A 25,114-nucleotide genomic window follows, 5' to 3' on the forward strand; every position below is an offset into this window, starting at 1 on the left:
AAAGACGGCTCGTTGAATAAACGAGCCGTTTTTTATGCCGGTGTTATCAAGGCAAGGGGCTGGCTATCAAAGATGATCCGCATCAATCACAGCCTTGGCAAACGCTTGCGGATCTTCCTGCGGCAAGTTGTGGCCGATGCCGCCGCTGATCAACCGGAATTCGTATTTGCCGGTGAAGCGCTTGGCGTAATCCTCGGGGGCTGGGTGCGGCGCGCCGTTGGCATCGCCTTCAAGGGTGATGGTCGGCACGCTGATGGGAGGCGCCGTCGCCAGTTTCTGTTCCAGGGCGTCGTACCGGGTCTCGCCCTGGACCAGACCGAGGCGCCAACGGTAGTTGAATACGGTGATCTCGACGTGGTCGGGGTTTTCCAGCGCCTTGGCGCTGCGGTCGAAGGTGGCGTCATCGAATGCCCATTTTGGCGACGCCAGTTGCCAGATCAACTTGGCGAAGTCGTGGGTATTTTTCTCGTACCCGGCGCGGCCACGGTCGGTGGCGAAATAAAACTGATACCACCACTGCAACTCGGCCTTGGGTGGCAGCGGGTTCTGACCGGCGGCCTGGTTGCCGATCAGATAGCCGCTGACCGCGACCAGCGCCTTGACGCGCTCCGGCCACAGGGCCGCGACGATGTCCGCCGAACGTGCGCCCCAATCGTAGCCACCGAGCACGGCTTGCTTGATTTTCAGCGCATCCATGAAGTCGATCACGTCACTGGCCAGCGCGGCTGGTTGACCGTTGCGAAGCGTTTTTTCGGACAGGAAATGCGTATCGCCGTAGCCCCGGGCATAGGGCATCAGCACGCGGTATCCCTTCGCTGCCAGCAAGGGCGCGACTTCGTCATAGCTATGAATGTCGTACGGCCAGCCGTGCAACAGAATCACCACCGGCCCATCGGCGGGGCCGGTTTCGGCGTACGCCACGTCCAGCAGACCGGCCTTGATATGCTTCAGCGCACCGAATGGGGAGGGCGTTGTATGCGTGACGCCGGACTTGTTCGCGGTTGGCTGCGCGGCGCTGGTGGATTGCCCGTGGGCTACCCCGAGCGCGCCGAACAGACTGAGAGCGAGGATGGATGAGCCGAGCAGGCGGCGATGGGTTTTACCGGTTTTGCTGTGCTGCAGTGCCGTTTTCATGGTGATGCCTCCATTGCGAGCCATGGGTCAGGGGCTCTGGTTGATGCCCTTGAAACCTTGGGTGCATTTGAACGGGGCAACGTATCCGGGCTGTGTCGAATGGGAGGTAAAAGTGCAAGGTTATGTAGCGATGTATCCTCGGGATACACGAGGATACATCGCAGCAAGATTGCCGGCGGCTAACGATTTTGGCCAGCTGCAGGACCATTCTGTCGCAGATAATAATTGTCGAACTCGCCGCTTTCGATGAGTTGGAAACCGTGGCGAATGTAGAAGCTATTCGACGCGCTTTCTTTGAGAGCGCCCACTCGTAATGGCAGCGCAGCGGCATCCGCCTCTTTGAATATTTGGCTGAGAACAGCAGAGCCTATTCCTGATCCCTGCGCGTCAGGGCGCACGTACAAGTGGTCAAGCAAGAGTTCATTGTCGTGACGTTTGATGACTACGAACCCCACTCTCTGTCCTGTTACCACGATGTGGCGTGTGCAGTCTGGTTCAAAACCGCCTAGAAATCGCTCGCGTGCGCGCACGGGATCAAATCGCCCGACACGCTCAAGACTTTCGCGCATGGCTTCGATTCTGACGGCTACCAGATCGTCCAGGTCGCTGTTTTGAGCGGGGACCAAGGTGACAAGCGAATGGGGTGTGAGGGGCATTATTTCGTGCTCTATCATTTTGCCGAAAGACGTTGATCAGTGTGAGATTGTTGCCTGACGAGTGCGGCATCCTGGGCGCGCGAGGGGCCGGATAAAAACCGGGATCAGGCATATCCCGGTGGAAGCCGGGTCGCCACATGGTTCCAACATCTGGCGATCTCCGCAGCAATGCTGCCGCCGCGTTTTCGGACCTCAAGTTGATCATTTATCGTGAGATGCTCCAGCAGCCACTCATCCGTCCATCCCGCCCATTCGCCTGCGACGGACCTGAGGTTGGCTTCCAGGACCGGGAACACTTCATTCCATAGGATGCTGTGGATTACCTTAGGTGAATAGCCGGTTTCAAGGATCACGCGAGCGATGTAGTCGTAGGTTAATTCGTCGATCTCGGTGTCGAGAAAAAGTGATGAAAGGGCTTGCCAGATTTTCAGGCGGTTGGGGTCAGCGGCTTTCATGCTTTGTCCTCTGCGGGTTTGGGAAAAAGCGGTCTGGACGACATGGGGCAAGGGCAGAAGAGGTCTTCTTATCGATTATCTCCTCGCAGACAAGACGACCCACTATCGCTGCCAAGGTGACTCCCGGATGCATCGCGCAAACATACATGCCGCCGATATCGGGTAGATAGCCGATGATCGGGATACCGTCGATAGGAATGGGTCTGAGTCCGATACAGGCCGACTCTGGTCGAATGGAAATAACCCCGTGTAATTCGTTCTGAATGACCCTGGCGGTCCTAAGCGCCATTTCCCCTGGCTGGTTTTCCAGAGCGTCGTCCAAGTAGTCTTCTGCTGCGACTAACGTACCGTTTGCGCTTTGTCGGGCTTCCATTTCAGGGCTTGAGATGATGGTGTGCACGAGGTTGGGTTGTGATGTGTAACGGATGAATATTGCAGGGGATGCCTCTATTGGAAGGGACACTTTTAGCGTCTCTGTCAGCTTCGCGATACCCGTCCCAGCTGCCAGTACAACTATGTCGGCATCGATGATGCCCCGTGTGGTTTCTACGCCCGTTACCTTTGTCTTCTGAGTTGTAAAGCCAATGACCCGAGTCTGAGTCAGAACTTTCGCTCCATGAGCCTGAGAGCCTGCGATCAACGCATGGGTTGCTTGCACTGCGTCCAAAGCGCCTTCTTCAGCGTTATACAAGGCCTGTTGAGGGGGATTTTTGAGATTTGGCTCAAGGTCGAGAATTTGCGAACGGGATACCAAGGTGGCCGAAGCTCGATTCGCTGAGGCTTGCCGCACTCCATCCGGGCTCGTGCCATAGGCCAGAGAGCCAGTCCATTGCACCTTCAGGTCCGGCAGCTCCGTTTCGAGTCGGCGGTACTCCGTGATGGCTGCACCTCGCAATTGCGCGACTGGGTCGTGCCCGCTGTGTGAGGTGTTGATCCATGCGAATGAGCTTCCAGTCACTCCAGACGCTATATCTTGAGCTTCGAGCAGGGTGACATTCGCACCTTTGCCCGCCAGATGATATGCCAGGGATGCGCCCACGATGCCCGCGCCAATGACAACAACTCGTGTATCTACAGCAATGGCCATATCAACTTCCTCCCTGTCGACCGCACGATGGTACAACAGCTGCATTGATCGCTGATCACTCGGAGCAAGAACTCAAGATGCAAGCCCACATTCGTCTCGCAACCCCTGAGGATGCAGAATCGATAAGCAACGTAGTGATCAGCGCCCTGCGTCAATCCAACGCCAACGATTACCCACCCGAGGTAATCGCCCAGGTTGAGCGCAGCTTCTCTGTTCAGGCAGTTCAGCTATTGATGGAGCAACGTCGGGTTTATGTGGCGTCTGTCGATCAATGTGTCGTCGCGACGGCCAGCCTCGACGGAGGTGTCGTCAGAAGTGTTTTTGTCGAACCGCGGTGCCAGGGAGAAGGCATTGGCAAGCAACTAATGTCCGTCATTTGTTCGGCCGCTCTCAACAGGGATCTGGACGTTTTGCTCGTGCCTTCCTCCATCACGGCAGAGGGCTTTTACGCAGCGCTGGGATTTCAGAAAGTACGTGATGAACTTCACGGCGCCGAGCGCACGATTATCATGCGCAAATTGTTGTTGAAGTAGTGCCTGCTCAATCCCTGACTCGGTTGGAACAGCCCATCGCTTTTCAATACATCGGTGATCAGTGCTACAACATGTTCAGCTTTGTCCCTAAGGCAGGATGGTTTCGGGACGCCATAACATTTGAAAAGGAACTTCACTATGGAAACCATCCCCACGATTCAGACCCGCCGTCTTATCCTCACGCCTTTACAACTGGCCGATGCACCGGCTATCCAACAGCTGTTTCCTCATTGGGAAGTGGTGCGTTATCTCGACAATCGCGTGCCATGGCCCTATCCGGAAGACGGCGCGCTGACGTACGTTCGCGACCATGCGCTTCCCGCCATTGCGGCCGGGCGCGAGTGGCATTGGATGATCCGCACTTGCGAAGATCCGGCACATTGCATCGGCAGCATCAGCCTGTACGATCAACCGGGCAACAACCGAGGCTTTTGGCTGGCGCCTCAATGGCAGGGAAAGGGCTACATGCGCGAGGCCTGTGAGGTTATCAACGCCTATTGGTTTGAAACCCTGGGGCGTCCCGTCATGCAAGTCCCCAAGGCGGTGGGCAATCATGCTTCGCGTAAAGTTTCGGAACACGAAGGCATGCGCATGATTGCAACGCGGCAGGGTGATTTTGTCTGTGGGTCGTTGCTAAAGGAAGTTTGGGAAATGACGCGGGAGGCATGGCTTGAGAAAAAAGCGGCTTTGGGGCCATTGAGCAGGGAGCAATGAGTCTGGTCGCTTTTGACGATCATTAATTACAGTCGCCGGACCTGAATATGCCTACAGGGTAAAGGAGTGAAAAAAATGGATATTCCACAGGATTTCAAACCGTTATTTCGGAGCAGTCCTTTTCTTGATCTACTGGGCCCTTTCTACTATCGGGAAAACGCCGAAGGATTCACCGTTGGGATTCGGGTCGAGGAGAAACACACCAATGCGCGTGGACTCGCTCACGGAGGGTTGTTCATGGCGCTGGCTGACATTGCTTTGGGCTACAGCGCTGCCTTCTCGAAAGATCCGCCCCTCAAGCTCGTGACGACCACAATGACCACTGATTTCGCAGGCTCCGCTAAGGTCGGTGATTGGTTGGAGGCGGCTGTCGATATTCAAAAGTCCGGTAGCCGACTGGTTTTCGCCAATACCTATATAAGCGCTGGGGAGGAGCGCGTGGTACGAGCCAGTGCGTCTTTTCTTGTGGTTGGTTGAAAGCATCTGGAGACGCACTACAAACGTCGAGCTTTGCATCCAAGCCCCGCTGCGATGATGCACAGCGTGCTTAGTTTCACCGTCAGCAGTGATCAAGGAAGAACACATGGAACCGACACTTAATCGAATCATGCTGTACGTACGGAACGTCCCGGCAACCTGCGCTTTTTATGAGCAACATTTCGGCTTTTTCAGTGAAAAGCATGCCGATGATCGCGTCACGGAATTGAAGCCTGCAAACGGTGGCGCGATTCTGATGGTTCATGCGGCAGGGAAGAGCGTTAAAACGGGACAAGTCACAGTCAAGCTGGTTTTTGATACCCGGGATGTTGAGGGCTTCAAGGAGAAGTGCATGGCCCAAGGCTTGAAGTTTGGCGCCACCCACAAGGCCGACGGCTATTCATTCGCCAATGCCAAAGACCCTGATGGCAACACCATCTCTATTTCCAGTAGAGCGTTTGCATGCCGCTGAACTTTCACAAAATGCACGCCAACGGCGATGATTTTGTTGTCGTGGACGCGCGAAACTCAGCAAATCTCCACCTGATAGCGAAAAGTGTCGGCTGCGCCGCGCGACAGTCGGTATTCCAGGGGTTGACGGTCGTAGCCCAGGGCCACCCGTTCAACTACCACCACTGGGCTGCCGGCGGTGACTCCCAGCGTGGCGGCCAGTGGCTCATCGGCCGAGGTGACGGTGAGGGTTTCCCGGGCTGATGCGACGCGCATGCCGCAGCGTTCTTCGTAGAAGGGGTAGAGCAGGGTGCCGAAGTCGTTCAGGTCGGTGTCGAGCAGGGCGCCGAATTGAGCGGCCGGTAGCCAGATCTGCTCGTGGAACAGCGGCCGGCCGTTCATGAGGCGCAGGCGCTCCAGGCGGATGGTGGCGTCGTGCTCGGTCAGATTCAGCGCCTGGCGCACGTGGGTGTCCGGGGTTTCCTGGGTGCGACTCAGGATGCGGCTTTGCGGCACTTGCGATTGACCGCTGGCATCGACCTGTCGAAAGAAACGAAACAGTGAACCGTCGAAGTTGGGCCGGCGCACGAACGTGCCACGGCCCTGGACGCGCAGCAGCAACCCTTCCCCGACCAGCGTTTCCACCGCTTTGCGTACCGTGCCTACCGCAACGCCATAGTGGCGGGTCAGTTCTGCCTCGGTGGGAATGGCTTCACCGGGCAGCCATTCGCCTGCGGCGATTTTCGCCAGCATCTCTTCACGCAGTTGTTGATAGAGCGGCAGTCGCTCGTCATGTCCAAGGTGTGTAAGGGCCATACCGTCAATCCAAATCCAAGCAATGCGCCACTTTACCTCACTGGGCGCGTTGACAGGGATGGTTGTTTATAGATATGGTCATCCAGTCATCTATATGAATTTCAGGTCTGTAATCACCTTACATGCCTGGCGGGCTCCCACAAAAAATCAACAAAGGCAGCTTCCTGATGTCCCTGTCGTTCGAAGGCATAGATACTCACGCCCACATATTCCGACATGACTTGCCCATGGCGAGTGATCGGCGCTACAGCCCTGATTACGACGCCTTGGCCGAGCACTATCTGGGGCATCTGGATCGCTGCAACCTTGCCCAGGGCGTGCTCATCCAGCCGAGCTTCCTGGGAACCGACAACCGTTTCATGGTCGAGGCCCTGCAACGTTATCCGCAACGTTTGCGAGGCATCGCGGTGGTCGAACCGGACATCGAGGATGCACAGCTCCAAGCTTTGGCCAAGGCTGGCGTGGTAGGCATTCGCTTGAATCTGATCGGCAAGGCGCCGCAGGACTACATCGATGCACGCTGGCAGACGTTTTACCAGCGACTGGCCCGACTTGGCTGGCAGGTTGAAATCCAGTGCGGCTTCGACGCCTTGGTCCTGGTTGTACCGTTCGTTCTGGCGAGCGGTGTCACGGTGGTCGTGGACCACTTCGGTCTTCCGTCCAACGGTATCGACCCGAGTAACCTCGCCCATCAGGGCTTTCTGGCCTTGCTCGGCGAGGACCGGCTGTGGGTCAAGTTGTCTGCCGCCTATCGCAGTCAGTCAGACCTGCCCCGCGCGGCTTGCGTGTTGGCGCAATTGCGCCAGGCGTGTGGCGGTATCGATCGTTTTGTCTGGGGCAGCGATTGGCCCCATACCCAGTTCGAGTCGCGCACCGGCTATGACGCGCAATTGGCCTTTGTGCATGCCTTGTTTCCCGACCCGGTGGAGCGCCGGCAGGTGTTGGTGGATAACCCCACAACCCTGTTCGGCTTTGCTGCGTCGACGCGTTGAACTCCCCATAACAAAATAATACGGAACACACATCATGATGAGCCTGTACGTCGTCGCCGCGATCGTTCTTGCTGTCGCGCTGGGATACACCACCAAAATCAACATCGGCCTGTTCGCCATCGCCTTTGCCTATCTACTGGGCTGTTTCGGCATGGGCTTGAGTCCTTCCGAAATCATCGCCATGTGGCCGCTGAAGATTTTCTTCATCATCTTCTCGGTCTGCCTGTTCTACAGCTTCGCCATCGTCAACGGCACGCTGGAGAAACTGGCCGAACACCTGCTCTATCTCTGTCGTAACGTGCCGCACCTGCTGCCTTATGCGGTGTTCCTGACCGCTTGCCTGATTGCCGGGCTCGGCGCGGGTTACTACACGGTGCTGGCTTTCATGGCCCCGCTGACGCTGCTGCTGTGCCAGCGCACGGGCATGAGCCTGATACTCGGTGGCATGGCGGTGAACTACGGGGCCCTGGGCGGTGCCAATTTCGTGTCCAGCCAGAGCGGTATCATTTTCCGAGGCCTGATGACCGGCCTGGGTGTTCCTGAAAGTGAAGCCTTCATCAATGGCCTGGCGATCTTTGCCAGCACCATGGTCATTCCGCTGGTGGTCATCACCGCGTTCGTATTCTTCGCCGGCCACGGCCGAGCGCTGAAGAATGCGGCGGTCGCGATCGAGACGCCGAGCCCGCTCAACCGTGAGCAGAAAATCACCTTGTGGCTGACCTTGCTGATGATGCTGATCGTGTTGGCCGGTCCCATCGCGCACATCCTGTTCCCGGACAATGCGACGGTGACGTTCGTCAACTCGAAGGTGGACATCGGCCTGATCGCCAGCGTGTTCTCGGTGATTGCGCTGATGCTCAAGCTGGGCGACGAGCGCAAAGCCATCGCCTCGCTGCCTTGGGGCACGCTGATCATGATTTGTGGCGTGGGCATGCTGATCTCAGTGGCAATCAAGGCCGGCGCCATCGACGCTTTGGCATCGTGGATTGGCGGCAATATCCCACCGGTGCTGGTAGCCTTGGTGTTCGGTGTCGTCGCTGCGCTGATGTCGATTTTCGCCAGCACCTTGGGAGTGGTTACACCCGCACTGTTCCCCATGGTGCCGCCGCTGGCCGCCGCCATGTCGATCGACCCCATGGTGCTGTTCATCAGCATCGTGGTTGGCGCCCAAGCCACCTCCATCTCGCCGTTCTCCTCCGGCGGCAGCCTGATCCTGAGCTCCTGCGCCGATGAGCAGAGCCGAACCCGGCTGTTTCCCCAATTGCTGCTGCGTGCCGCGCCCATCGGCTTCGTCGCGGCGATGCTGTTTAACCTTGCGCTGACTTTTATCTGAAGAGTTCGCTTTGGTAGGTCTGGGAAGTTGATCGTTCCCACGCTCTGCGTGGGAATGCATCCCGTGACGCTCTGCGTCATCTTCCAGAAGCGGAACGCGGAGCGTCCCTGGCGACATTCCCACGCAGGAGCGTGGGAACGATCGAGGTGCGATTCACTCAAGACCTGCCTGAACCACTGTGGCGAGGGAGCTTGCTCCCGCTGGGCTGCGCAGCAGCCCCACTTTCACCGCCATTGCTGATGCGACTGGCGCTTAAGATCGAAGACTCAGCTCTCAGGGGTTATGACTGAATCCGGAGCGGGTTCGGCAGCCAGCTTCAATCGGTCAGCCTTGCTGATGTATTTGGATTTCTTCGGCGGGGCCAGTTTGGCACTCGCCTTTTTTGCGTGAGCTTTCAGTAACTGATTTATTTTTTTACGACGATTCATACTTTTCTACTCGGTTTGCAAAGTCTTGGATGATGGTGAAAGTCTGGTGTGAAGCCAGGCATTGATTTTGCGCTTCCCAGCCGGCCCCGCTACCCAGAAACCTACCCCCAACCCTCAAGCCGCATGGTTGCACGTACCAGGCGTTGCTCTTCCTGTTCGATTTCCTTGAGGTTGTCGCGGATGCTGTGGATGTGTTCGCGCGCAGCGCGCTGAGCTTGTTCTGGCAGGCGCTCGATGACGGCGTGATAGAGCCGGGTGTGCTGGCGGTCGATCTGGCGCTTTTGCATCGGGCGATGGTAGAGGTTGTTGACCGAGGCGAACACCGTACTGAGCATCAAATCGGTCAACGACTGCAGGGTGTGCAGCAACACCGGGTTGTGCGAGGCCTCGCAGATCGCCAGGTGGAAGGCGTGGTCGAGGCGGGCATGTTCGCGCGGCTCGGCAGGTACGGGTTGGCTGTGGGCGGCGAGCATTTCTTCGTAGCGCCGGGTGAGCAGGACAAAGTCTGCATCGGTGCCGCGCAAGGCGGCCAGGCGTGCTGATTCGGCTTCCAGCAGTGCGCGCACTTCCAGAAGATCAAACAGGGTGCGCGGCTGCGAATTGAACAGGTGCATCAGTGGGCTGGCATCGCGGTTCCCGTTCAGCGTGGCCACCCGTGAGTCACGGCCTTGGGCGGTCTCGATAATGCCGCGCCCGCGTAGCACTTTCAGCCCTTCACGCAGGGCCGAGCGGGATATTCCCAGTTTCTCGCACAGGCGGCGCTCCGAGGGCAGCGCCTGGCCCACCTTGAGCACGCCATCGACGATCAATCGTTCGATCCGCTCGGCGACCACATCACTGACCTGGCGGCGAACGGCGGATGTTTCTTCGAGCATGTCAGGGGCCTCGGCTAACTGGTAGTACCAGTTTTATATGGTCATTTACGCTACGCCCAATATAGCCACTAACCCCTTTATAAGTAAGGCCCTTGGCAAAGACGGGTTAGAGGCGGGCTTGAATAAACTGGTCATACCAGTTCATCCGGTGATAGACGACCACCCTGCAAGGCTCTACATATAGCGCATAACAAGCAGCCCGGCTCGCTACCGGCGCGGCACAAAAGAACAATAAAGCGAGAAAGCCTGCCATGAGTATTTTGTACGACGAGCGCGTTGATGGGGCGCTGCCTGAAGTGGACAAGTCAGCGCTGCTGGCGGAACTGCGCCAGCAGCTTCCTGACCTGGAAGTGCTGCACACCCAGGAAGACCTCAAACCCTACGAGTGCGACGGCCTCTCTGCCTACACCACCACGCCGATGCTGGTGGTATTGCCGGAGCGCATCGAACAAGTCGAACGCCTGCTCAAACTCTGTTATCAACGCCGTGTGCCCGTGGTGGCACGCGGGGCAGGGACGGGCTTGTCCGGTGGTGCACTGCCATTGGTCCAGGGGATTTTGCTGGTGATGGCGCGCTTCAAGCACATCCTTGAAGTCAATCCAGAAGGGCGCTTCGCTCGTGTTCAACCGGGCGTTCGTAACCTGGCCATCTCCCAGGCGGCCGCCCCTTACGACCTGTATTACGCACCGGACCCATCCTCGCAGATCGCCTGTTCGATTGGCGGTAACGTCGCCGAGAACGCCGGAGGCGTGCACTGCCTCAAATATGGCCTGACCGTGCACAACCTGCTCAAGGTGGAAATCCTCACAGTTGAAGGCGAGCGCATGACCTTGGGCAGCGAGGCCCTGGATTCGCCCGGCTTCGACCTGCTCGCCTTGTTCACCGGCTCCGAAGGCATGCTGGGGATCATCACTGAAGTCACGGTCAAGCTGCTGCCCAAGCCGCAGGTGGCCAAGGTGTTGCTGGCCAGCTTTGATTCGGTGGAGAAAGCCGGGCGCGCGGTGGGTGAAATCATTGCGGCCGGCATCATCCCCGGCGGCCTGGAGATGATGGACAACCTGGCCATTCGCGCCGCCGAGGACTTTATACACGCCGGTTATCCGGTGGACGCCGAGGCCATCCTGCTGTGCGAACTGGACGGTGTGGAGGCCGACGTGCACGACGACTGCGAGCGTGTCCGCTCGGTGCTGGGCGAGGCCGGCGCCACCGAAGTGCGCATGGCCCGCGATGAGGTTGAACGGGTCAAGTTTTGGGCCGGGCGCAAGAATGCCTTCCCGGCCGTCGGGCGTATCTCGCCGGACTATTACTGCATGGACGGCACCATTCCACGTCGCGAACTGCCCGGGGTGCTCAAGGGCATCAGTGAGCTGTCCGAGGCGTTCGGCCTGCGTGTGGCCAACGTGTTCCATGCCGGTGACGGCAATATGCACCCCTTGATTCTGTTTGATGCCAACCAACCCGGCGAGCTGGAGCGGGCAGAGTCCCTGGGCGGCAAGATTCTCGAACTCTGCGTCAAGGTGGGCGGCAGCATTACCGGCGAACATGGTGTGGGGCGCGAGAAGATCAATCAGATGTGCGTTCAGTTCAACAGTGACGAACTGACCCTGTTTCACGCGGTGAAAGCAGCTTTCGACCCGCGCGGCCTGCTCAACCCCGGCAAGAACATTCCGACCCTGCACCGCTGCGCCGAATTCGGCGCCATGCACGTGCACCACGGCCAACTGCCCTTTCCTGAACTGGAGCGCTTCTGATGGTGATGCAGCACGACTGCGACGCCAGCGAGGCGTTGCTGGAACAAGTCAATCACGCCCTCAACAGTGCTACGGCGTTGCGCATTCAGGGGGGTAACAGCAAGGCGTTTCTCGGTCGCAAGGCCGAAGGCGAAGTGCTCGATACCCGTGCCCACCGCGGCATCGTCAGCTACGACCCGACCGAGTTGGTGATCACCGCCCGCGCCGGTACGCCGCTGGTTGAGCTGGAGGCGGCGCTGGACGCGGCCGGGCAGATGCTCACCTGCGAGCCTGCGCAATTTGGTGGCGCCGCGACCCTCGGCGGGATGGTTGCGGCAGGTCTGTCGGGCCCGCGCCGGCCCTGGTCAGGCGCGGTTCGTGACCTGGTTTTGGGCACCCGCTTGATCACCGGAACGGGCAAACACCTGCGCTTTGGCGGTGAGGTGATGAAGAACGTCGCCGGCTACGACCTGTCGCGGCTGCTGGCCGGTAGCTTTGGCTGCCTGGGGGTGATTACCGAGGTGTCGCTCAAAGTGCTGCCCAAGCCGCGTCAGTGCCTGAGTCTGCGGCTGGAGATGGATGCCGCCCTGGCCTTGCGCAAGCTGGCCGAGTGGGGTCAGCAACCCATTTCGCTGAGCGCCGCCAGCCATGATGGTCAGGCTTTGCACCTGCGCCTGGAAGGTGGTGAAGGCTCGGTCGCAGCGGCCCGCGAGCGTCTCGGCGGTGAGCTGCTTGAGAGCTCGTACTGGGTTGACCTGCGCGAGCAACGCCTGGATTTCTTCGCAGACCCGCGCCCGCTCTGGCGATTGTCGGTGCCGACCAACACCGACGTGTTGGCGCTGCCCGGTGAGCAACTGATCGACTGGGGAGGCGCCCAACGCTGGCTCAAGTCCGATGCCGATGTCGCGCTGATCCGCCAGATCGCCGCCCAAGCCGGTGGCCACGCCACCTGTTTCACCGCCGGCCACTGCGACAGTCCATTCCATCCGCTGGCCACCCCGTTGCTGCGCTACCACCAACAGCTCAAAACCCAGCTTGACCCCCAGGGCATTTTCAACCCTGGCCGAATGTATCGCGAGGTGTAGTTGTGCAGACCCATCTGAGTGAACAGGCCAAGCACCTGCCGCGCGCCGAGGAAGCCGAACGCGTCCTGCGCAGCTGTGTGCATTGCGGCTTTTGCAACGCCACCTGCCCGACCTACCAGCTTATCGGTGATGAGCTGGACGGCCCGCGCGGGCGCATTTACCTGATCAAGCAAGTGCTGGAAGGCAACGAAGTCACGGCCAAGACCCAACTGCACCTGGATCGCTGTCTGAGCTGTCGCAACTGTGAGACCACCTGCCCGTCGGGCGTGCAGTACCACAATCTGCTGGATATCGGCCGCGCGGTAGTCGATGCCGCCGTTCCGCGCCCGCTGGCTCAGCGCGTATTGCGTCAAAGCCTGCGTGCCGTGGTGCCTCATGCGCGGCTGTTCAAAGGGTTGATTGAGGTTGGCCAGGTTTTCCGTCCGCTGTTGCCGGCCAGCCTCAAGGCCAAATTGCCGCGTACTGCCAGTGCCGCCAAACCCCGCCCCGAGCCACGCCATGCACGCCGTGTGCTGATGCTTGAGGGCTGTGTGCAGCCTGGCCTGGCACCTAACACCAATGCCGCCACGGCGCGGGTGCTCGATCGCCTCGGCATCAGCGTCACGCCGATCAATGAAGCCGGTTGCTGCGGCGCAGTGGACTACCACCTCGACGCCCAAGAGCAAGGCTTGCAGCGTGCGCGGCGCAACATCGATGCCTGGTGGCCCGCCATCGAGCAGGGCGCCGAGGCCATTGTGCAGACCGCCAGCGGCTGCGGCGCCTTCGTCAAGGATTACGGCCATCTGTTGGCGCAGGACCCGGCCTACGCCGAGAAAGCCAGGCGCGTCAGTACGCTGGCCAAAGACCTGGTTGAAGTGCTCAGCGTCGAACCTCTGGAGCAACTGGGTGTGCATGCCGACAAGCGCGTGGCTTTCCATTGCCCCTGCACTCTGCAGCATGCGCAGAAGCTGGGGGGCGCCGTGGAAAGCGTGCTCGCTCGCCTCGGGTTCGGTTTGACGGCTGTGCCCGACAGTCACCTGTGTTGCGGCTCCGCCGGGACCTATTCGTTAACCCAGCCGCAGCTGTCCAGGCAGTTGCGCGACAACAAACTCAATGCCCTGGAAAGCGGTAAGCCGCAGGCGATTGTCACCGCCAACATCGGCTGCCAGACCCACCTCGACGGCGCCGGTCGCACCCCTGTGCGGCATTGGATCGAACTGGTCGAAGAAGCCCTGAATTAACCGGAGAACAGCATGCTTAGCAAAGCCGTATTGAGCCAGACCGAAGTCAGCAAAATCCTCGCCGCTGCCCGCAGTGAAGCGGAGAAAAACCACTGGGCCGTGAGCATCAGCGTGGTCGACGACGGCGGGCATCCGCTGGCCCTGGAGCGCCTGGATGGCTGCTCACCGATCGCCGCCTACATCGCCGCCGAGAAGGCCCGCAGCGCCGCCATCGGGCGTCGTGAAACCAAAGGTTATGAAGACATGGTCAATGGCGGGCGTAGCGCGTTCCTGTCCGCGCCGCTGCTGACTTCGCTGGAAGGTGGTGTGCCGGTGATTGTCGACGGCCAGGTGATTGGCGCGGTGGGCGTTTCCGGGGTCAAGGCCGATCAGGACGCCCAAGTGGCCAAAGCCGGTATCGCCGCATTGGGCTGATTACAAGGGCTAGGCGCCTGTTCAGTGAGCCGCGCTGACACCTGACGTCGGCCACCTACTGTTTTTTTGGAGAGTGAAAATGACTGATCGCGTGAACTGCCAGCGCCTGCAAGTGGCCGTCAACCTGCAACGTTTTGTCGACGAGCAAGTGCTGCCCGGCACCGGGATTGAACGCGAGGCGTTCTGGGCCGGCTTCGACGCCCTGGTGCATGACCTGGCGCCGCACAATCGTGCGCTGCTGGCCGAGCGCGATGCGCTGCAGGCGAAGCTGGACAGCTGGCACCGCGCGCACCCAGGCCCGATCAGCGACATGCCGGCCTATCGCGATTTTCTCGAGTCCATCGGCTACCTGTTGCCGCAGCCAGACACGGTACGGGTCAGCACCGCCAACGTTGACAGCGAGATCACCCACCAGGCCGGTCCACAGCTGGTGGTGCCGATGATGAATGCCCGCTACGCGTTGAACGCCGCCAATGCGCGCTGGGGCTCTTTGTACGATGCGTTGTACGGCACCGATGCCATCGCTGAAGACGGTGGTGCTCAAAAGGGCCCGGGTTACAACCAGGTGCGTGGTGACAAAGTCATCGCCTTCGCCCGTGCGTTTCTCGATCAGGCCGCGCCTTTACGCATGGGCTCGCATGCCGACTCGGTCAATTACCGGGTCAGTGAGGGGCAACTGCAGGTGGCCCTGGCTGACGGCACCCAGACCGGTTTGGCCCAGGCCGACAAGTTCGTCGGTTATCAGGGCCAGGCCAGCGCGCCGACAGCGGTGCTGCTGAAAAACAACGGTCTGCACGTGGAAATCCAGATCGATGCCGGCAGCTCGATCGGCGCCAGCGATAGCGCAGGGGTCAAGGATCTGCTGGTGGAGTCCGCGCTGTCGACCATTCTCGACTGCGAAGACTCCGTCGCAGCGGTCGATGCCGCCGATAAAGTGCTGATCTACCGCAACTGGCTCGGCCTGATGAAAGGCGACCTCAGCGAAGCGCTGGAAAAGGGCGGCAAGTCTATCGTGCGCCGTCTCAACCCGGACCGCGAGTACACCGCTGCCGCTGGCGGTGCGTTGAAGCTGCACGGCCGTTCGTTGCTGTTTGTGCGCAACGTCGGGCACCTGATGAGCAACCCGGCGATCCTCGACGGCGAAGGCCTCGAGATCCCCGAAGGCATCCTCGACGGGGTGATGACCAGCTTGATCGCCCTGCATGACCTCCAGCGCCACGGTAACTCGCGTACCGGTAGCATCTATATCGTCAAGCCGAAGATGCACGGCCCGGCTGAAGTGGCCTTTGCCGATCAGTTGTTCACGCGCATCGAAGACCTGCTGCACTTGCCCCGGCACACCCTGAAGATGGGGATCATGGACGAAGAGCGCCGCACCAGCATCAACCTCAAGGCGTGTATCGCCAGCGCGGCGGCGCGGGTGGCCTTCATCAACACCGGCTTCCTCGACCGCACCGGTGATGAGATGCACACCGCCATGGAGGCCGGCGCGATGCTGCGCAAGGGCGACATGAAGAGCAGCGCCTGGATCCAGGCCTACGAGCGCAACAACGTGCTGGTTGGCTTGAGCTGCGGTCTGCGTGGTCGGGCGCAGATTGGCAAGGGGATGTGGGCCATGCCGGACCTGATGGCCGCCATGCTCGAGCAGAAGATCGCCCATCCCCAGGCCGGCGCCAACACGGCCTGGGTCCCGTCGCCGACCGCCGCCACCTTGCATGCCTTGCACTACCACCAAGTGGATGTGCAGGCGGTGCAGCGCGAGCTGGAAGCCATCGACCTCAACAGTCAGCGCGACGACCTGCTCAATGGCCTGCTCAGCGTGCCGGTGGTGGCCGAGCCTGACTGGAACGCCAGCCAGATCCAGCAAGAGCTGGACAACAACTGCCAGGGCATCCTCGGTTATGTGGTGCGCTGGGTCGAGCAGGGCGTGGGTTGCTCCAAGGTGCCGGATATCCACAACGTCGGCCTGATGGAAGACCGCGCCACCCTGCGTATTTCCAGCCAACACATTGCTAACTGGCTGCACCACAACGTCGTTAGCCAGACTCAGGTGCGCGCAAGCCTTGAGCGCATGGCCAAGGTGGTCGATCAGCAGAACGCTGGCGATCCGCTGTATCGCCCCATGGCCGATGACTATGCGGCCTCGATGGCGTTCCAGGCCGCCTGCGACCTGGTGTTCAAGGGCCGCGAGCAACCCAGCGGCTACACCGAACCGCTGCTGCACGCCTGGCGTCTGCGGTTCAAGCAACAGGCCTGAGGGAGACACGCTCTTCAATCGTCGAGGGGCTGCGGTGTGCGTCGTGACCGCAACCCCGAAAGCCGCTGCTTTAGCGGGGGCGCAATACAACAGGCCCCGACAGCCCATGGCTGCCGGGGCCCTTGAGCATGAGCGCGGCGACGGGTGATCCCCTGTCGACGCGGTTCGCGGAGCACCTGTGCTCTGGATGCGTGGCGCCGGATACCCCCGGCAAACTGTGGTTCACAACAATAAAAAGGAACCAAAACCATGAGTCAAACACTGCTGTCCATCCTGGCCTTCGTGCCGCTGGTACTGGCGGGCGTGTTACTGATCGGCTTTCGCTGGCCAGCCAAATACGCCATGCCCGTGGTCTTCGTACTGACGGCGCTGATCGGCCTCGGGGCCTGGGACATGACGTTGAATCGGGTCCTGGCGTCCTCGCTGCAGGGCCTCGTCCTGACGGCGGCGATTCTGTGGATTGTTTTCGGTGCCATTCTGTTGCTCAACACCCTCAAGCATTCCGGCGGCATCAGCTCCATTCGCCGTGGCTTTGCCAATATCAGCCCGGACCGTCGGGTCCAGGCGCTGATCGTGGCCTGGCTGTTCGGCTGCTTCATCGAGGGCGCTTCGGGCTTTGGCACACCTGCGGCGGTAGTCGCGCCGTTGATGGTCGCGTTGGGCTTCCCGGCCATGGCCGCGGTGGTACTCGGCATGCTGGTACAGTCCACTCCGGTGTCTTTTGGTGCCGTCGGTACGCCCATGGTGGTCGGGGTCACAGGCGGCCTTGACCAGACCGGTCTTGGCGCGCAACTGGCTGCTGTGGGCAGCAACTGGGACGTGTTCTTCCATTTGATCGTCTCGCGGGTGGCGATCATCCATGCCCTTTGCGGGATTCTCATGCCGCTGATCATGATCAGCATCATGACCCGCTTCTTCGGCAAGAACCAATCCTGGCGCGAAGGCCTGGTCATGGCACCGTTCGCGATCTTCACCGGACTCGCCTTCGTCATTCCTTACGCGGCCGCCGGAGTGTTCCTCGGTCCGGAATTCCCTTCGATGATTGGTGCCCTGGTGGGCCTGAGCATTGTGATCCCGGCTGCCAAAGCGCGCTTCCTGTTGCCCAAGACCACCTGGGATTTTGCCCCGGCCAGCGAGTGGCCAGCGGAGTGGATGGGCAGGATTGAGATGAAGCTCGACGACATGGCCGGCAAAAAAGCGATTTCCGTCCCCATGGCCTGGGCACCCTATGTGCTGCTGGCCGTGTTGTTGGTGCTGTCGCGCAACATTCCACCGCTCAAGGCCTGGCTGCTGTCACTGAGCTTCGGGGCCAAAGACATTCTGGGTGAGACGGGCGTGTCCGCCAGCCTGGAACTGCTCTACCTGCCAGGTGGTTTGCTCTGCGTGGTGGCGCTGATGACATTCTTCTTGCACCGCATGCGCGCCAGCGAACTGGTGGCGGCCGTGAGTGAATCGAGCAAAACCTTGCTGGGCGCCGGTTTCGTGTTGATCTTCACCATCCCGATGGTGCGTATCCTGATCAACTCAGGGGTGAACGGATCGGACCTGGTGTCGATGCCGGTGGCAATGGCGCGTCTGGTCGCAGACAGTGTCGGCAGCGTGTACCCGTTCTTCGCCCCGGCGGTGGGCGCACTGGGCGCATTCATCGCCGGCTCCAACACCGTGTCCAACCTGATGCTGGCGCAGTTCCAGTTCAACACCGCGCAACTGTTGGGCATCTCTGGCGCGCTGATGGTGGCGTTGCAATCGGTAGGCGCGGCGGCCGGTAACATGATCGCCATCCACAACGTGGTGGCGGCGTCGGCGACAGTCGGCCTGCTGGGTCGCGAAGGCATCACCCTGCGCAAAACCATGCTGCCGACGCTGTACTACATCGTCCTGGCCGGTATCATCGGCATGATCGGCTTCTATCTGCTGGGTATCAGCGATCCGCTGACGAAGTCCTGAAACCTGCAGGCTGCCCGCCGATGGGGCGGGCAGCTTCGGTCAGGCGAGTCCACCGGAGCTAAACCAGCGCATCTGTTGACAGGTTGTAAATGAAAGCCCCTGATTCGTGATGAATCAGGGGCTTTGTAGTGTCTGGCGTTTTATAGAAGGGTACCCGCCGGCGCCGCATCCAGTCGCCTGGCAATCACATCCATCACGTCGCAACCGTCACGCAGCGGAATGCAGCAAAGCTGTGCCAAATCCTGAAGAGTCGCAGGGTCGACGCTCTGCTCATCGCGCATCGCAAAATTCTCAAGGAACTGAGTAGCGGCACGGATTCGGTAGGCGGCTGCATCGAGCAGGATGTGTAGCGGGGCGCAAGTATCGACGTAGAGGGGTTGGTCGTCGGCGTTGCTGGTAAGGCTCATGTATTGGTTCATATCAATTCCCTGTGTTGGTGAAGGAATTGTGTCAATCGAGTCGCCAAACCCGGTCGCCATTTGGGCGACGCCCAGACTATAGGTGCCACCGCAAAAACTACGCAAGGGATTGATAGGGAAGGGGATTCCCAATCATTTGTAGGACGGTGCCTTGGTTGTATGTGTCTGGGCTACACGTCTTACAACTCAGCCCCTAATCGAAGCAATCGCTCCGGCTGCCTGGATCTGTGAAAGCAACTATGCCCGAGTCGGTTTGCGGTTTTTTCAGTCATCCGAGTCAGGAAAGGCCTGAGAATTGATTGGCTGTGCCCGGTACGTCTTGTAGATCTGCTGTACTTGCGGGTTGTCGAGGCTTGCGTAAGTGATGTCTTCCTTATCCAGGCCATCCAAGCCTCTGATGCCGTTGATCGTTTCTGGCCACTCATCACGACTGGATATTTCCATTATGAACGGCTTCAGATAGTGATCGAGATGCCCCTTGAAAGGCTCTCGAATTTCGTCGCTGAGTGCCCGCAGGTAGTCATCCTTGCTTGTATTTGACCAGTCGATGGCAAATTTGGCTCGATAGGAGAGTTCCATAAAGACCAATAGAATCGTGCGGCCGTTGCCGTCCAGGAAGGGGTGTGCGAAAGCCAGCTGGCCCATCACCTCGCCAGGGCGATCTCTAAAGCGCTTTGTATCGGCTGCCAGCTTCAGCGCATAGTCAACGGACATTTTGATGAGGTCCGGGCGCTCGAAGGCGGTGCTGCGGGGATCGTGGTGTGACCCCTTGAAGACTGCAAGGTGAGGTACAAGCTCGTACCTATCTTGCCCTGCCCACGGGTAAAAGCCCGAGAAGAGGATCTTGTGAACGTTGAGTACTGACTTGTAGTCGATGGGCCTTTTCTTCGCCAAATAGGCAAGGGCGTCTTCGATACTCGACTCAAACGAAAGATGTTCGGATTCTTTTACTTCAAGGGGATCCTTGAGCTGTAGCGAGTTTCGCAGATACCCAGCCGTTTCGAAGTCGCCAAACGGATCAAAACTCATGCGCTCAGTTTCTTGGAACGCCTCTTCTCTTGAAGATAGCGTCCTTGGAGCGTCAATATCTCAGATTTGCTCAGAATACCCTTTCTCTTTAGATTGACGAGCAACTGTTCAATTGCGTCGAGCGTGACGCCATCCCCAGCCAAGCGGGTGATAGTCACGGCCATACGACTGATGCCATCAATTTCAGTCGTGACCTTATGGGCTTTAGCAAGCCTACGGACCTGATTCGCGACGCTGTCAGCAGTTGTTTGGATCATCGGAAAGTCCTCTACTTACAGCCAAACCATAGCATGGAGTGGTTTTTCTGTCTTCACCGGCCGCCAAGCCAATATCAAACCGAATCCGCCATGTCGATTGCATTAATGTTGCCGAGGATCCGCCGGGCCCCGTCTCACTCACAACCGCTCGGAATTCATGTGGAAAGACACCGGCACAATTCGTGCGAGCGCCTTGGCGAGAGGTTTCCCAATCACATGTGGGATATTTCCGTAGCTCAATCAGCCAATTCCGCCATTCCACCCCCATTTACAGCCCTACACGTCCCACAATCCAATCGCGCATTCCCCTCCGGCGCGGGATAATACGGCCCGGCTTGGGGTCACAACCGCTTCCCCCTGATTGTATTGGCGGCTGAGAAGGATCGATCGCAATGACAGACTGGCTGCAAAGCTATGGAGAGATGGCTGAACGGGTACGCGCCCACGATTGGGACGCCAGTCCGCTCGGGCCGCCGAAGCAGTGGCCCGATGTGCTGAAGACCACCGTAGCGTTGAGCCTCGCCTCGCATTTCCCTCAGGCCATCGTGTGGGGGCCGGACCTGATCACGTTGTACAACGATGCCTTCGTGCCCATCCTCGGCAATAAACCCCAAGCGCTGGGTCGGCGGTTCGATGAGGTGTGGAAGGAAGTCTGGAGCGACATCGGCCCGATTGTGCGGGCGGCCTTCGAGGGGCAGGCGACTTATATCGAGAATTTCCCCCTGATCATCGAGCGTGGCGGCGGCCTGGAACAGGCGTATTTCACGTTCTGCTACAGCCCCATCCGTGATCAGTTCGGCAAGGTCGTGGGCATGCTGGACACCGTCACCGAGACCACTTCCACGGTGTTCATGACCCAGCGCCTGGCGGTGCTGGATGCCATTGGCAATGCCGTGGCGAATGCCACCGACCCGCAGGCCATCATGGCCACCACCACGCGAATTCTGGCGGCGCACCTGAACCTGTCCAATTGCGCCTATGCGGATATGGATGAGGACGAGGATGGCTTCACCATTCGCGGTGATTGGGCTCGGGCGGGGTCACCCAGTATTGTCGGGCATTACCGACTGGCGGATTTCGGTCGGCTGGCGGTTGCCAACCTGCGCGCTGGCAAACCCCTGGTGGTCAACGATAACCTCAAGGAGCTGGCGCCCGAGGAAGCGGCGACGTTCCAGGCGATCGGTATCGCCGCGACCATTTGCGTGCCGCTGATCAAGAACGGACGTTTGACCGCATTGATGGCCATCCACGACAAAACGCCGCGGGTCTGGTCCAGCAACGATCTGGCGCTGCTGATGGAAGTGACCGAACGATCCTGGGCTCACATCGAGCGGACCCGCGCGGACGCCGCCGTGCGTGAGGGGCTCGCGGCCCTGGCGGAACTGAACGCGACACTGGAGGAGCGGGTCGAGGAACGCACCACGCGCCTGAAACAGACCGAAGCGGCCCTGCGCCAGTCGCAGAAATTGGAAGCCATCGGCCAGCTCACCGGCGGGGTGGCCCACGACTTCAACAACCTGCTGACGATCATTCGTTCCTCCGTCGACTTTCTGCGCATGCCTAACCTCTCCGATGAGCGGCGCAACCGCTACATGACGGCGGTTTCCGAGACGGTGGAGCGTGCCGCCAAGCTGACCAGCCAGTTGCTCGCCTTCGCCCGGCGTCAGCCGTTGAAACCGCAAGTCATCGATGTGGGCAAGCAGGTGCAAAGCCTCGGCGACATGCTGCAGACCGTCACGGGGGCGCGGATTCAGGTCAAGGTCGAGCTGAGCGACCGGCCTTGTTACATCCGCGCTGACTTGAGCCAGTTTGAAACGGCGCTGATCAACATGGCCCTCAATGCCAGGGATGCCATGGATGGGCAAGGCACGTTGTCGCTGCGGCTCATTGGCGGTGCTGGCATGCCGCCGATCCGAGGTCACGCGGGAGCCGGGCAGTCTTTTGCCGCCATTGCCCTGGCGGACACCGGCACCGGTATTGCGGCAGAAGTCCTGGAGCATATTTTCGAGCCGTTCTTTACCACCAAGGAAGTGGGCAAGGGCACCGGGCTGGGGTTGTCCCAGGTGTTCGGCTTTGCCAAACAGTCTGGCGGCAACGTGGATGTTTCGACCGTGGTCGGGGAGGGGACGGTGTTTACCTTGTACCTGCCGGAAGTCGAGCCCGAAGAGATTGATGAGCCCAACCGGGAGGAAACAACGCCCCTGCTGCTGGAAAAGGGCAAGCGTCGGGTGTTGATCGTGGAGGACAACCTGGAGGTCGGGCGTTTTGCCAATCAGATCCTGCAGGATGTGGGCTACGAAACGGCCTGGGCGACCAACGCCGAGGAGGCTCTGGACATGGTTGGCCCGGATGCGATGGCGTTCGACGCGGTATTTTCCGACGTCGTCATGCCCGGCATCAGCGGCATTGCCCTGGCCAAGGCACTGCGCCGGCGCCGCCCGGATCTGCCGGTGGTCCTGACGTCGGGTTATAGCGAGGAGCTGGCCCACCGTGGCCATGAAGATTTCGAGTTTCTATCCAAGCCCTATTCGGCCGATCAGGTTTCCCGGATCTTGAGCCGCGCGATGGCGGGGCGGATTGAATAAAGCGGTCCGTGGGCAAGTCACGCAGCTCCATTCGTCGGCCAGACGCTTGCCTGAATAATCAGTCCTTTGATGACCGACTAGTCTGAAAGTCGTGAAGGCCTATATTTTTCAGGCAACGGGTTGTTGCCGGTGTGGGTCTCGACGAAAAGGGGAAAGGCGATGGGAGCACCGTACAGCGAGGATAACGGAGCCGCATATCCGATCAATGAAGGTTTGCAGTGTGGGCAATCGGCCTATAGGGCGGACTTTGGCGACGAGCCGATCAAATCCATCAGGACCAAGGTGTCCAAAGTGCCGCGAGGGGAAAAGGCCAAGTTCCTGCCCAGGGTCCCGGTCAGGAAGTAACGTTGCAACTCTACAATTCAGTCCTGTCATCGTGGCGAGGGAGCAAGCTCCCCGCCACGACACCATTCCAGCCTCTGGCATAAATATTTTTCATCTTTTTTTTTCGACGGTTTCTTTCACGTTTCTTTCACAAGCGGGCGCGTAATCTTGGCTCATCCGTTAGAAAGCAGTAACCGCAGTACCTGCCCGTTTCCCCAGCGGGCTTTTTTTTGCCTGTCATAAAACTACCTCTCCGTTTGTTGTCCAAGTGACATGGCCCGACGCTATCTGGCGTAGACTGACGCCCGCGCGTACCGGCCATCTTTCCCCGATGCGGCATTCTTGAGGTTTCTATCATGCGTTTGACTTTATCCACCTTGGTGCTTGGGCTTGTGGTTGCTCAAGGCGCGATGGCTGCCGGTGACGGTACTGCTGCGGTTGGCGGTGGTCTGGGCGGTGCGTTGGGTAACGTAGTCGGCCAACAGATGGGCGGCAGCACAGGCGCGGCCATTGGCGCCGGTGTCGGTGGTGCAGCCGGCAGTGCGGTGGGGGCGCGTAAGGGCAGCCGTACGGAAGCGGCCATTGGCGGTGGTTTGGGGTCGGCCGGCGGTTCGATTGTCGGTAACAGCCTGGGCGGCTCGACGGGCTCCACCATCGGCGCAGGTATTGGTGGCGCGGCGGGTGGTGCATTGGGTAGCAACCTGTCCAATGACAACGATGGTCATTCGGGTGGTAAGAAGCACAAGCACAAACATAAGAACAAACATCGTTAAGCGCATGTTTGGATGAGAAAGACCCGGCCTGTGAGCCGGGTTTTTTGTTCTCCATGGGTTTGCGGCTTATCTGCTCACAGGGTTGTCTGGCCACAGGGCTGTCCGGCGTTTTCTTTACCGGGTTATTTACCCGGAACGTTTCCCCTCTGCGCACCTCGAACTCATACATCCATCAGCAATTGCGAGGTGCGTCATGACGCCGGAAACCGAAGGTACGGAAGAAAAAGGCCCGTCGGGCGTTCCTTTCGTCAATGATCCGGGCAATGAAGACCCCGGCTCGCTGATGGACGATGCCCAGGTGCCCTTGATCGAGGGTGAAGAGGTGGAAGACGCTGAGATCGAGGACGAGTCCTACGATTGAGGTCGCTCAAGCTGACCGCCCGTGTTCTCAAAACTGCATGACGTGTTGTCCCGTCATCAGGAGGTTGCCATGACTGTCGATTCGCCTGTCCCTGACGACGATGAAACCCCGGAATACCCGCTGCCCTCGCCAACCGACTCGCTGAGCCGGGACCAGCGCCCGCCTGACGACGACGCCGGGGTAGAGCAGGTGCCGAGTGACGATGAGGATATCGAGGCGAGCCCGGACGATCCGGACATTGCCGGTAACGACGCCTCCGGCGAACCGAGCTGATTGCCGGTTCCGCCCGTCGATTTATCGGCACCATCGGCCATTCACGATTGCCACACATCAGGTAGGTAACCTTAAAAAGGGAGACTCACCATGATGAAATCAAATGTGACCGCGCTGACCCTGGCCGGGATTCTGTCGGTCAGCTCCATGGCGGTTTTCGCCCAGTCTTCGGGCGGCAATCCCCCCGTAGATAAGGGCGGGATGCCACCTTCCACCGAGATGGAAGCCGGCACGCCATCGGGCACGGGAGGCGCTTTGCCGCCGGGTTCCGTGGAGGGCGGTAATGGCAGCGACGCCAGTGGCAGCAGCACCAGTCCCGGTACGGGCAGCGGCTCAATGAGCGGCGGCAGTTCCATGGGGGGCGATGCCTCCAGCAGTGGAACCGGGGCCGGAACCAGCGACAGCGGTGGTAGCTCCGATGACGGCGGTTCGAGTGGTTCCAGCCAATAACGCATTGCTCATCATCTGAAGCTGATCCTTGTTGCGGCGA

The 25,114-nt window shown here is 59.7% G+C and carries 27 protein-coding genes; 17 read left to right on the plus strand and 10 right to left on the minus strand.

Annotated features, from left to right (window positions below):
* Positions 1-66: 66 nt before the first annotated feature.
* The 4 genes from PSEUDOMOFG3G_RS06905 to PSEUDOMOFG3G_RS06920 form a co-directional block, all read right to left on the minus strand.
* Complete coding sequence (locus tag PSEUDOMOFG3G_RS06905) at positions 67-1,134, minus strand: alpha/beta fold hydrolase (protein ID WP_047228243.1); 1,068 nt, start codon at positions 1,132-1,134, stop codon at positions 67-69.
* 179 nt (positions 1,135-1,313) lie between these two features.
* Complete coding sequence (locus PSEUDOMOFG3G_RS06910) at positions 1,314-1,790, minus strand: GNAT family N-acetyltransferase (RefSeq protein ID WP_139049479.1); 477 nt, start codon at positions 1,788-1,790, stop codon at positions 1,314-1,316.
* Positions 1,791-1,894: 104 nt separating this feature from the next.
* The gene (locus PSEUDOMOFG3G_RS06915) at positions 1,895-2,245 is read right to left on the minus strand and encodes a hypothetical protein (protein WP_139049480.1); all 351 of its coding nucleotides are present in this window, start codon (positions 2,243-2,245) and stop codon (positions 1,895-1,897) included.
* Positions 2,232-3,332 carry an FAD-binding oxidoreductase gene (locus tag PSEUDOMOFG3G_RS06920; protein ID WP_139049481.1) on the minus strand — a complete coding sequence of 367 codons (1,101 nt, stop codon included), beginning with the start codon at positions 3,330-3,332 and terminating at the stop codon, positions 2,232-2,234. Before PSEUDOMOFG3G_RS06920 ends, PSEUDOMOFG3G_RS06915 begins: the two co-directional genes overlap by 14 nt.
* 77 nt (positions 3,333-3,409) lie before the next feature.
* Between PSEUDOMOFG3G_RS06920 and PSEUDOMOFG3G_RS06925 the strand changes: the two genes are divergently transcribed.
* From PSEUDOMOFG3G_RS06925 to PSEUDOMOFG3G_RS06940, 4 genes are all read left to right on the plus strand, one after another.
* The gene (locus PSEUDOMOFG3G_RS06925) at positions 3,410-3,865 is read left to right on the plus strand and encodes a GNAT family N-acetyltransferase (protein ID WP_107322037.1); all 456 of its coding nucleotides are present in this window, start codon (positions 3,410-3,412) and stop codon (positions 3,863-3,865) included.
* A gap of 138 nt (positions 3,866-4,003) precedes the next feature.
* Positions 4,004-4,579: a GNAT family N-acetyltransferase gene (locus PSEUDOMOFG3G_RS06930; protein WP_139049482.1), complete on the plus strand. Its 576-nt coding sequence runs from the start codon at positions 4,004-4,006 to the stop codon at positions 4,577-4,579.
* Positions 4,580-4,654: 75 nt separating this feature from the next.
* On the plus strand, positions 4,655-5,056 hold the full coding sequence (locus tag PSEUDOMOFG3G_RS06935) for a PaaI family thioesterase (RefSeq protein WP_047228246.1): 402 nt from the start codon (positions 4,655-4,657) through the stop codon (positions 5,054-5,056).
* A 106-nt stretch (positions 5,057-5,162) separates the two neighbouring features.
* Positions 5,163-5,528: a VOC family protein gene (locus PSEUDOMOFG3G_RS06940; protein ID WP_139049483.1), complete on the plus strand. Its 366-nt coding sequence runs from the start codon at positions 5,163-5,165 to the stop codon at positions 5,526-5,528.
* Positions 5,529-5,584: 56 nt separating this feature from the next.
* Here PSEUDOMOFG3G_RS06940 and PSEUDOMOFG3G_RS06945 read toward each other — a convergent pair whose 3' ends face one another.
* Positions 5,585-6,322 carry a GntR family transcriptional regulator gene (locus PSEUDOMOFG3G_RS06945; RefSeq protein WP_139049484.1) on the minus strand — a complete coding sequence of 246 codons (738 nt, stop codon included), beginning with the start codon at positions 6,320-6,322 and terminating at the stop codon, positions 5,585-5,587.
* Positions 6,323-6,489: 167 nt separating this feature from the next.
* Here PSEUDOMOFG3G_RS06945 and PSEUDOMOFG3G_RS06950 point away from each other — a divergent pair, with 167 nt between their 5' ends.
* Both PSEUDOMOFG3G_RS06950 and PSEUDOMOFG3G_RS06955 read left to right on the plus strand, forming a co-directional pair.
* Positions 6,490-7,314: an amidohydrolase gene (locus PSEUDOMOFG3G_RS06950; RefSeq protein ID WP_139049485.1), complete on the plus strand. Its 825-nt coding sequence runs from the start codon at positions 6,490-6,492 to the stop codon at positions 7,312-7,314.
* Positions 7,315-7,348: 34 nt separating this feature from the next.
* A complete protein-coding gene (locus PSEUDOMOFG3G_RS06955) occupies positions 7,349-8,647 on the plus strand; it encodes an SLC13 family permease (RefSeq protein ID WP_139049486.1) in 1,299 nt (432 codons plus the stop codon).
* 266 nt (positions 8,648-8,913) lie between these two features.
* Here PSEUDOMOFG3G_RS06955 and PSEUDOMOFG3G_RS06960 read toward each other — a convergent pair whose 3' ends face one another.
* Complete coding sequence (locus PSEUDOMOFG3G_RS06960) at positions 8,914-9,075, minus strand: DUF2986 domain-containing protein (protein WP_139049487.1); 162 nt, start codon at positions 9,073-9,075, stop codon at positions 8,914-8,916.
* A gap of 101 nt (positions 9,076-9,176) precedes the next feature.
* Complete coding sequence (glcC, locus tag PSEUDOMOFG3G_RS06965; protein WP_047228250.1) at positions 9,177-9,950, minus strand: transcriptional regulator GlcC; 774 nt, start codon at positions 9,948-9,950, stop codon at positions 9,177-9,179.
* 251 nt (positions 9,951-10,201) lie between these two features.
* On the opposite strand from glcC, the gene glcD reads away from it, so the two are divergent.
* The 6 genes from glcD (at position 10,202) to PSEUDOMOFG3G_RS06995 (ending at position 18,603) form a co-directional block, all read left to right on the plus strand.
* Positions 10,202-11,701 (plus strand): glycolate oxidase subunit GlcD, encoded by a 1,500-nt coding sequence (glcD, locus tag PSEUDOMOFG3G_RS06970; RefSeq protein WP_139049488.1) that lies wholly within the window; start codon positions 10,202-10,204, stop codon positions 11,699-11,701.
* Positions 11,702-11,706: 5 nt separating this feature from the next.
* Positions 11,707-12,765 (plus strand): glycolate oxidase subunit GlcE, encoded by a 1,059-nt coding sequence (glcE, locus tag PSEUDOMOFG3G_RS06975; protein WP_171061339.1) that lies wholly within the window; start codon positions 11,707-11,709, stop codon positions 12,763-12,765.
* A gap of 2 nt (positions 12,766-12,767) precedes the next feature.
* Positions 12,768-13,985 (plus strand): glycolate oxidase subunit GlcF, encoded by a 1,218-nt coding sequence (gene glcF / locus PSEUDOMOFG3G_RS06980; protein ID WP_047228252.1) that lies wholly within the window; start codon positions 12,768-12,770, stop codon positions 13,983-13,985.
* 12 nt (positions 13,986-13,997) lie between these two features.
* Positions 13,998-14,399, plus strand: a complete 402-nt coding sequence (locus PSEUDOMOFG3G_RS06985; RefSeq protein WP_047228253.1) for a heme-binding protein — start codon at positions 13,998-14,000, stop codon at positions 14,397-14,399.
* Between the two features lie 79 nt (positions 14,400-14,478).
* The gene (locus PSEUDOMOFG3G_RS06990) at positions 14,479-16,656 is read left to right on the plus strand and encodes a malate synthase G (RefSeq protein ID WP_139049489.1); all 2,178 of its coding nucleotides are present in this window, start codon (positions 14,479-14,481) and stop codon (positions 16,654-16,656) included.
* A gap of 249 nt (positions 16,657-16,905) precedes the next feature.
* Positions 16,906-18,603 (plus strand): L-lactate permease, encoded by a 1,698-nt coding sequence (locus PSEUDOMOFG3G_RS06995; protein ID WP_047228255.1) that lies wholly within the window; start codon positions 16,906-16,908, stop codon positions 18,601-18,603.
* A gap of 140 nt (positions 18,604-18,743) precedes the next feature.
* On the opposite strand, the gene PSEUDOMOFG3G_RS07000 is transcribed toward PSEUDOMOFG3G_RS06995, so the two are convergent.
* From PSEUDOMOFG3G_RS07000 to PSEUDOMOFG3G_RS07010, 3 genes are all read right to left on the minus strand, one after another.
* Positions 18,744-19,022, minus strand: a complete 279-nt coding sequence (locus PSEUDOMOFG3G_RS07000; RefSeq protein ID WP_139049490.1) for a short-chain dehydrogenase — start codon at positions 19,020-19,022, stop codon at positions 18,744-18,746.
* A gap of 264 nt (positions 19,023-19,286) precedes the next feature.
* Positions 19,287-20,051: a Fic family protein gene (locus PSEUDOMOFG3G_RS07005; protein ID WP_139049491.1), complete on the minus strand. Its 765-nt coding sequence runs from the start codon at positions 20,049-20,051 to the stop codon at positions 19,287-19,289.
* Positions 20,048-20,308: a hypothetical protein gene (locus tag PSEUDOMOFG3G_RS07010; RefSeq protein WP_139049492.1), complete on the minus strand. Its 261-nt coding sequence runs from the start codon at positions 20,306-20,308 to the stop codon at positions 20,048-20,050. Before PSEUDOMOFG3G_RS07010 ends, PSEUDOMOFG3G_RS07005 begins: the two co-directional genes overlap by 4 nt.
* 392 nt (positions 20,309-20,700) lie before the next feature.
* On the opposite strand from PSEUDOMOFG3G_RS07010, the gene PSEUDOMOFG3G_RS07015 reads away from it, so the two are divergent.
* From PSEUDOMOFG3G_RS07015 to PSEUDOMOFG3G_RS07035, 5 genes are all read left to right on the plus strand, one after another.
* Positions 20,701-22,893 (plus strand): response regulator, encoded by a 2,193-nt coding sequence (locus PSEUDOMOFG3G_RS07015; protein ID WP_139049493.1) that lies wholly within the window; start codon positions 20,701-20,703, stop codon positions 22,891-22,893.
* A 680-nt stretch (positions 22,894-23,573) separates the two neighbouring features.
* Positions 23,574-23,990 carry a glycine zipper domain-containing protein gene (locus tag PSEUDOMOFG3G_RS07020; protein ID WP_047228264.1) on the plus strand — a complete coding sequence of 139 codons (417 nt, stop codon included), beginning with the start codon at positions 23,574-23,576 and terminating at the stop codon, positions 23,988-23,990.
* Positions 23,991-24,183: 193 nt separating this feature from the next.
* Complete coding sequence (locus PSEUDOMOFG3G_RS07025) at positions 24,184-24,351, plus strand: hypothetical protein (protein ID WP_171061338.1); 168 nt, start codon at positions 24,184-24,186, stop codon at positions 24,349-24,351.
* A 69-nt stretch (positions 24,352-24,420) separates the two neighbouring features.
* Positions 24,421-24,624, plus strand: a complete 204-nt coding sequence (locus tag PSEUDOMOFG3G_RS07030; RefSeq protein ID WP_139049494.1) for a hypothetical protein — start codon at positions 24,421-24,423, stop codon at positions 24,622-24,624.
* Between the two features lie 90 nt (positions 24,625-24,714).
* Positions 24,715-25,074 (plus strand): hypothetical protein, encoded by a 360-nt coding sequence (locus PSEUDOMOFG3G_RS07035; protein WP_139049495.1) that lies wholly within the window; start codon positions 24,715-24,717, stop codon positions 25,072-25,074.
* Positions 25,075-25,114: the final 40 nt, after the last annotated feature.

It is taken from the genome of Pseudomonas sp. FG-3G (genome assembly GCF_901007645.1).
GTDB lineage: Bacteria > Pseudomonadota > Gammaproteobacteria > Pseudomonadales > Pseudomonadaceae > Aquipseudomonas > Aquipseudomonas rhizophila.

Excerpts from the sequence above, each read along its gene's own strand:
- PSEUDOMOFG3G_RS06905 (WP_047228243.1), bottom strand. The coding sequence starts at position 1,134 with ATGAAAACGGCACTGCAGCACAGCAAAACCGGTAAAACCCATCGCCGC.
- PSEUDOMOFG3G_RS06910 (WP_139049479.1), bottom strand. The coding sequence starts at position 1,790 with ATGCCCCTCACACCCCATTCGCTTGTCACCTTGGTCCCCGCTCAAAAC.
- PSEUDOMOFG3G_RS06915 (WP_139049480.1), bottom strand. The coding sequence starts at position 2,245 with ATGAAAGCCGCTGACCCCAACCGCCTGAAAATCTGGCAAGCCCTTTCA.
- PSEUDOMOFG3G_RS06920 (WP_139049481.1), bottom strand. The coding sequence starts at position 3,332 with ATGGCCATTGCTGTAGATACACGAGTTGTTGTCATTGGCGCGGGCATC.
- PSEUDOMOFG3G_RS06925 (WP_107322037.1), top strand. The coding sequence starts at position 3,410 with ATGCAAGCCCACATTCGTCTCGCAACCCCTGAGGATGCAGAATCGATA.
- PSEUDOMOFG3G_RS06930 (WP_139049482.1), top strand. The coding sequence starts at position 4,004 with ATGGAAACCATCCCCACGATTCAGACCCGCCGTCTTATCCTCACGCCT.
- PSEUDOMOFG3G_RS06935 (WP_047228246.1), top strand. The coding sequence starts at position 4,655 with ATGGATATTCCACAGGATTTCAAACCGTTATTTCGGAGCAGTCCTTTT.
- PSEUDOMOFG3G_RS06940 (WP_139049483.1), top strand. The coding sequence starts at position 5,163 with ATGGAACCGACACTTAATCGAATCATGCTGTACGTACGGAACGTCCCG.
- PSEUDOMOFG3G_RS06945 (WP_139049484.1), bottom strand. The coding sequence starts at position 6,322 with ATGGCCCTTACACACCTTGGACATGACGAGCGACTGCCGCTCTATCAA.
- PSEUDOMOFG3G_RS06950 (WP_139049485.1), top strand. The coding sequence starts at position 6,490 with ATGTCCCTGTCGTTCGAAGGCATAGATACTCACGCCCACATATTCCGA.
- PSEUDOMOFG3G_RS06955 (WP_139049486.1), top strand. The coding sequence starts at position 7,349 with ATGATGAGCCTGTACGTCGTCGCCGCGATCGTTCTTGCTGTCGCGCTG.
- PSEUDOMOFG3G_RS06960 (WP_139049487.1), bottom strand. The coding sequence starts at position 9,075 with ATGAATCGTCGTAAAAAAATAAATCAGTTACTGAAAGCTCACGCAAAA.
- glcC (WP_047228250.1), bottom strand. The coding sequence starts at position 9,950 with ATGCTCGAAGAAACATCCGCCGTTCGCCGCCAGGTCAGTGATGTGGTC.
- glcD (WP_139049488.1), top strand. The coding sequence starts at position 10,202 with ATGAGTATTTTGTACGACGAGCGCGTTGATGGGGCGCTGCCTGAAGTG.
- glcE (WP_171061339.1), top strand. The coding sequence starts at position 11,707 with ATGCAGCACGACTGCGACGCCAGCGAGGCGTTGCTGGAACAAGTCAAT.
- PSEUDOMOFG3G_RS06985 (WP_047228253.1), top strand. The coding sequence starts at position 13,998 with ATGCTTAGCAAAGCCGTATTGAGCCAGACCGAAGTCAGCAAAATCCTC.
- PSEUDOMOFG3G_RS06990 (WP_139049489.1), top strand. The coding sequence starts at position 14,479 with ATGACTGATCGCGTGAACTGCCAGCGCCTGCAAGTGGCCGTCAACCTG.
- PSEUDOMOFG3G_RS06995 (WP_047228255.1), top strand. The coding sequence starts at position 16,906 with ATGAGTCAAACACTGCTGTCCATCCTGGCCTTCGTGCCGCTGGTACTG.
- PSEUDOMOFG3G_RS07000 (WP_139049490.1), bottom strand. The coding sequence starts at position 19,022 with ATGAACCAATACATGAGCCTTACCAGCAACGCCGACGACCAACCCCTC.
- PSEUDOMOFG3G_RS07005 (WP_139049491.1), bottom strand. The coding sequence starts at position 20,051 with ATGAGTTTTGATCCGTTTGGCGACTTCGAAACGGCTGGGTATCTGCGA.
- PSEUDOMOFG3G_RS07010 (WP_139049492.1), bottom strand. The coding sequence starts at position 20,308 with ATGATCCAAACAACTGCTGACAGCGTCGCGAATCAGGTCCGTAGGCTT.
- PSEUDOMOFG3G_RS07015 (WP_139049493.1), top strand. The coding sequence starts at position 20,701 with ATGACAGACTGGCTGCAAAGCTATGGAGAGATGGCTGAACGGGTACGC.
- PSEUDOMOFG3G_RS07020 (WP_047228264.1), top strand. The coding sequence starts at position 23,574 with ATGCGTTTGACTTTATCCACCTTGGTGCTTGGGCTTGTGGTTGCTCAA.
- PSEUDOMOFG3G_RS07025 (WP_171061338.1), top strand. The coding sequence starts at position 24,184 with ATGACGCCGGAAACCGAAGGTACGGAAGAAAAAGGCCCGTCGGGCGTT.
- PSEUDOMOFG3G_RS07030 (WP_139049494.1), top strand. The coding sequence starts at position 24,421 with ATGACTGTCGATTCGCCTGTCCCTGACGACGATGAAACCCCGGAATAC.
- PSEUDOMOFG3G_RS07035 (WP_139049495.1), top strand. The coding sequence starts at position 24,715 with ATGATGAAATCAAATGTGACCGCGCTGACCCTGGCCGGGATTCTGTCG.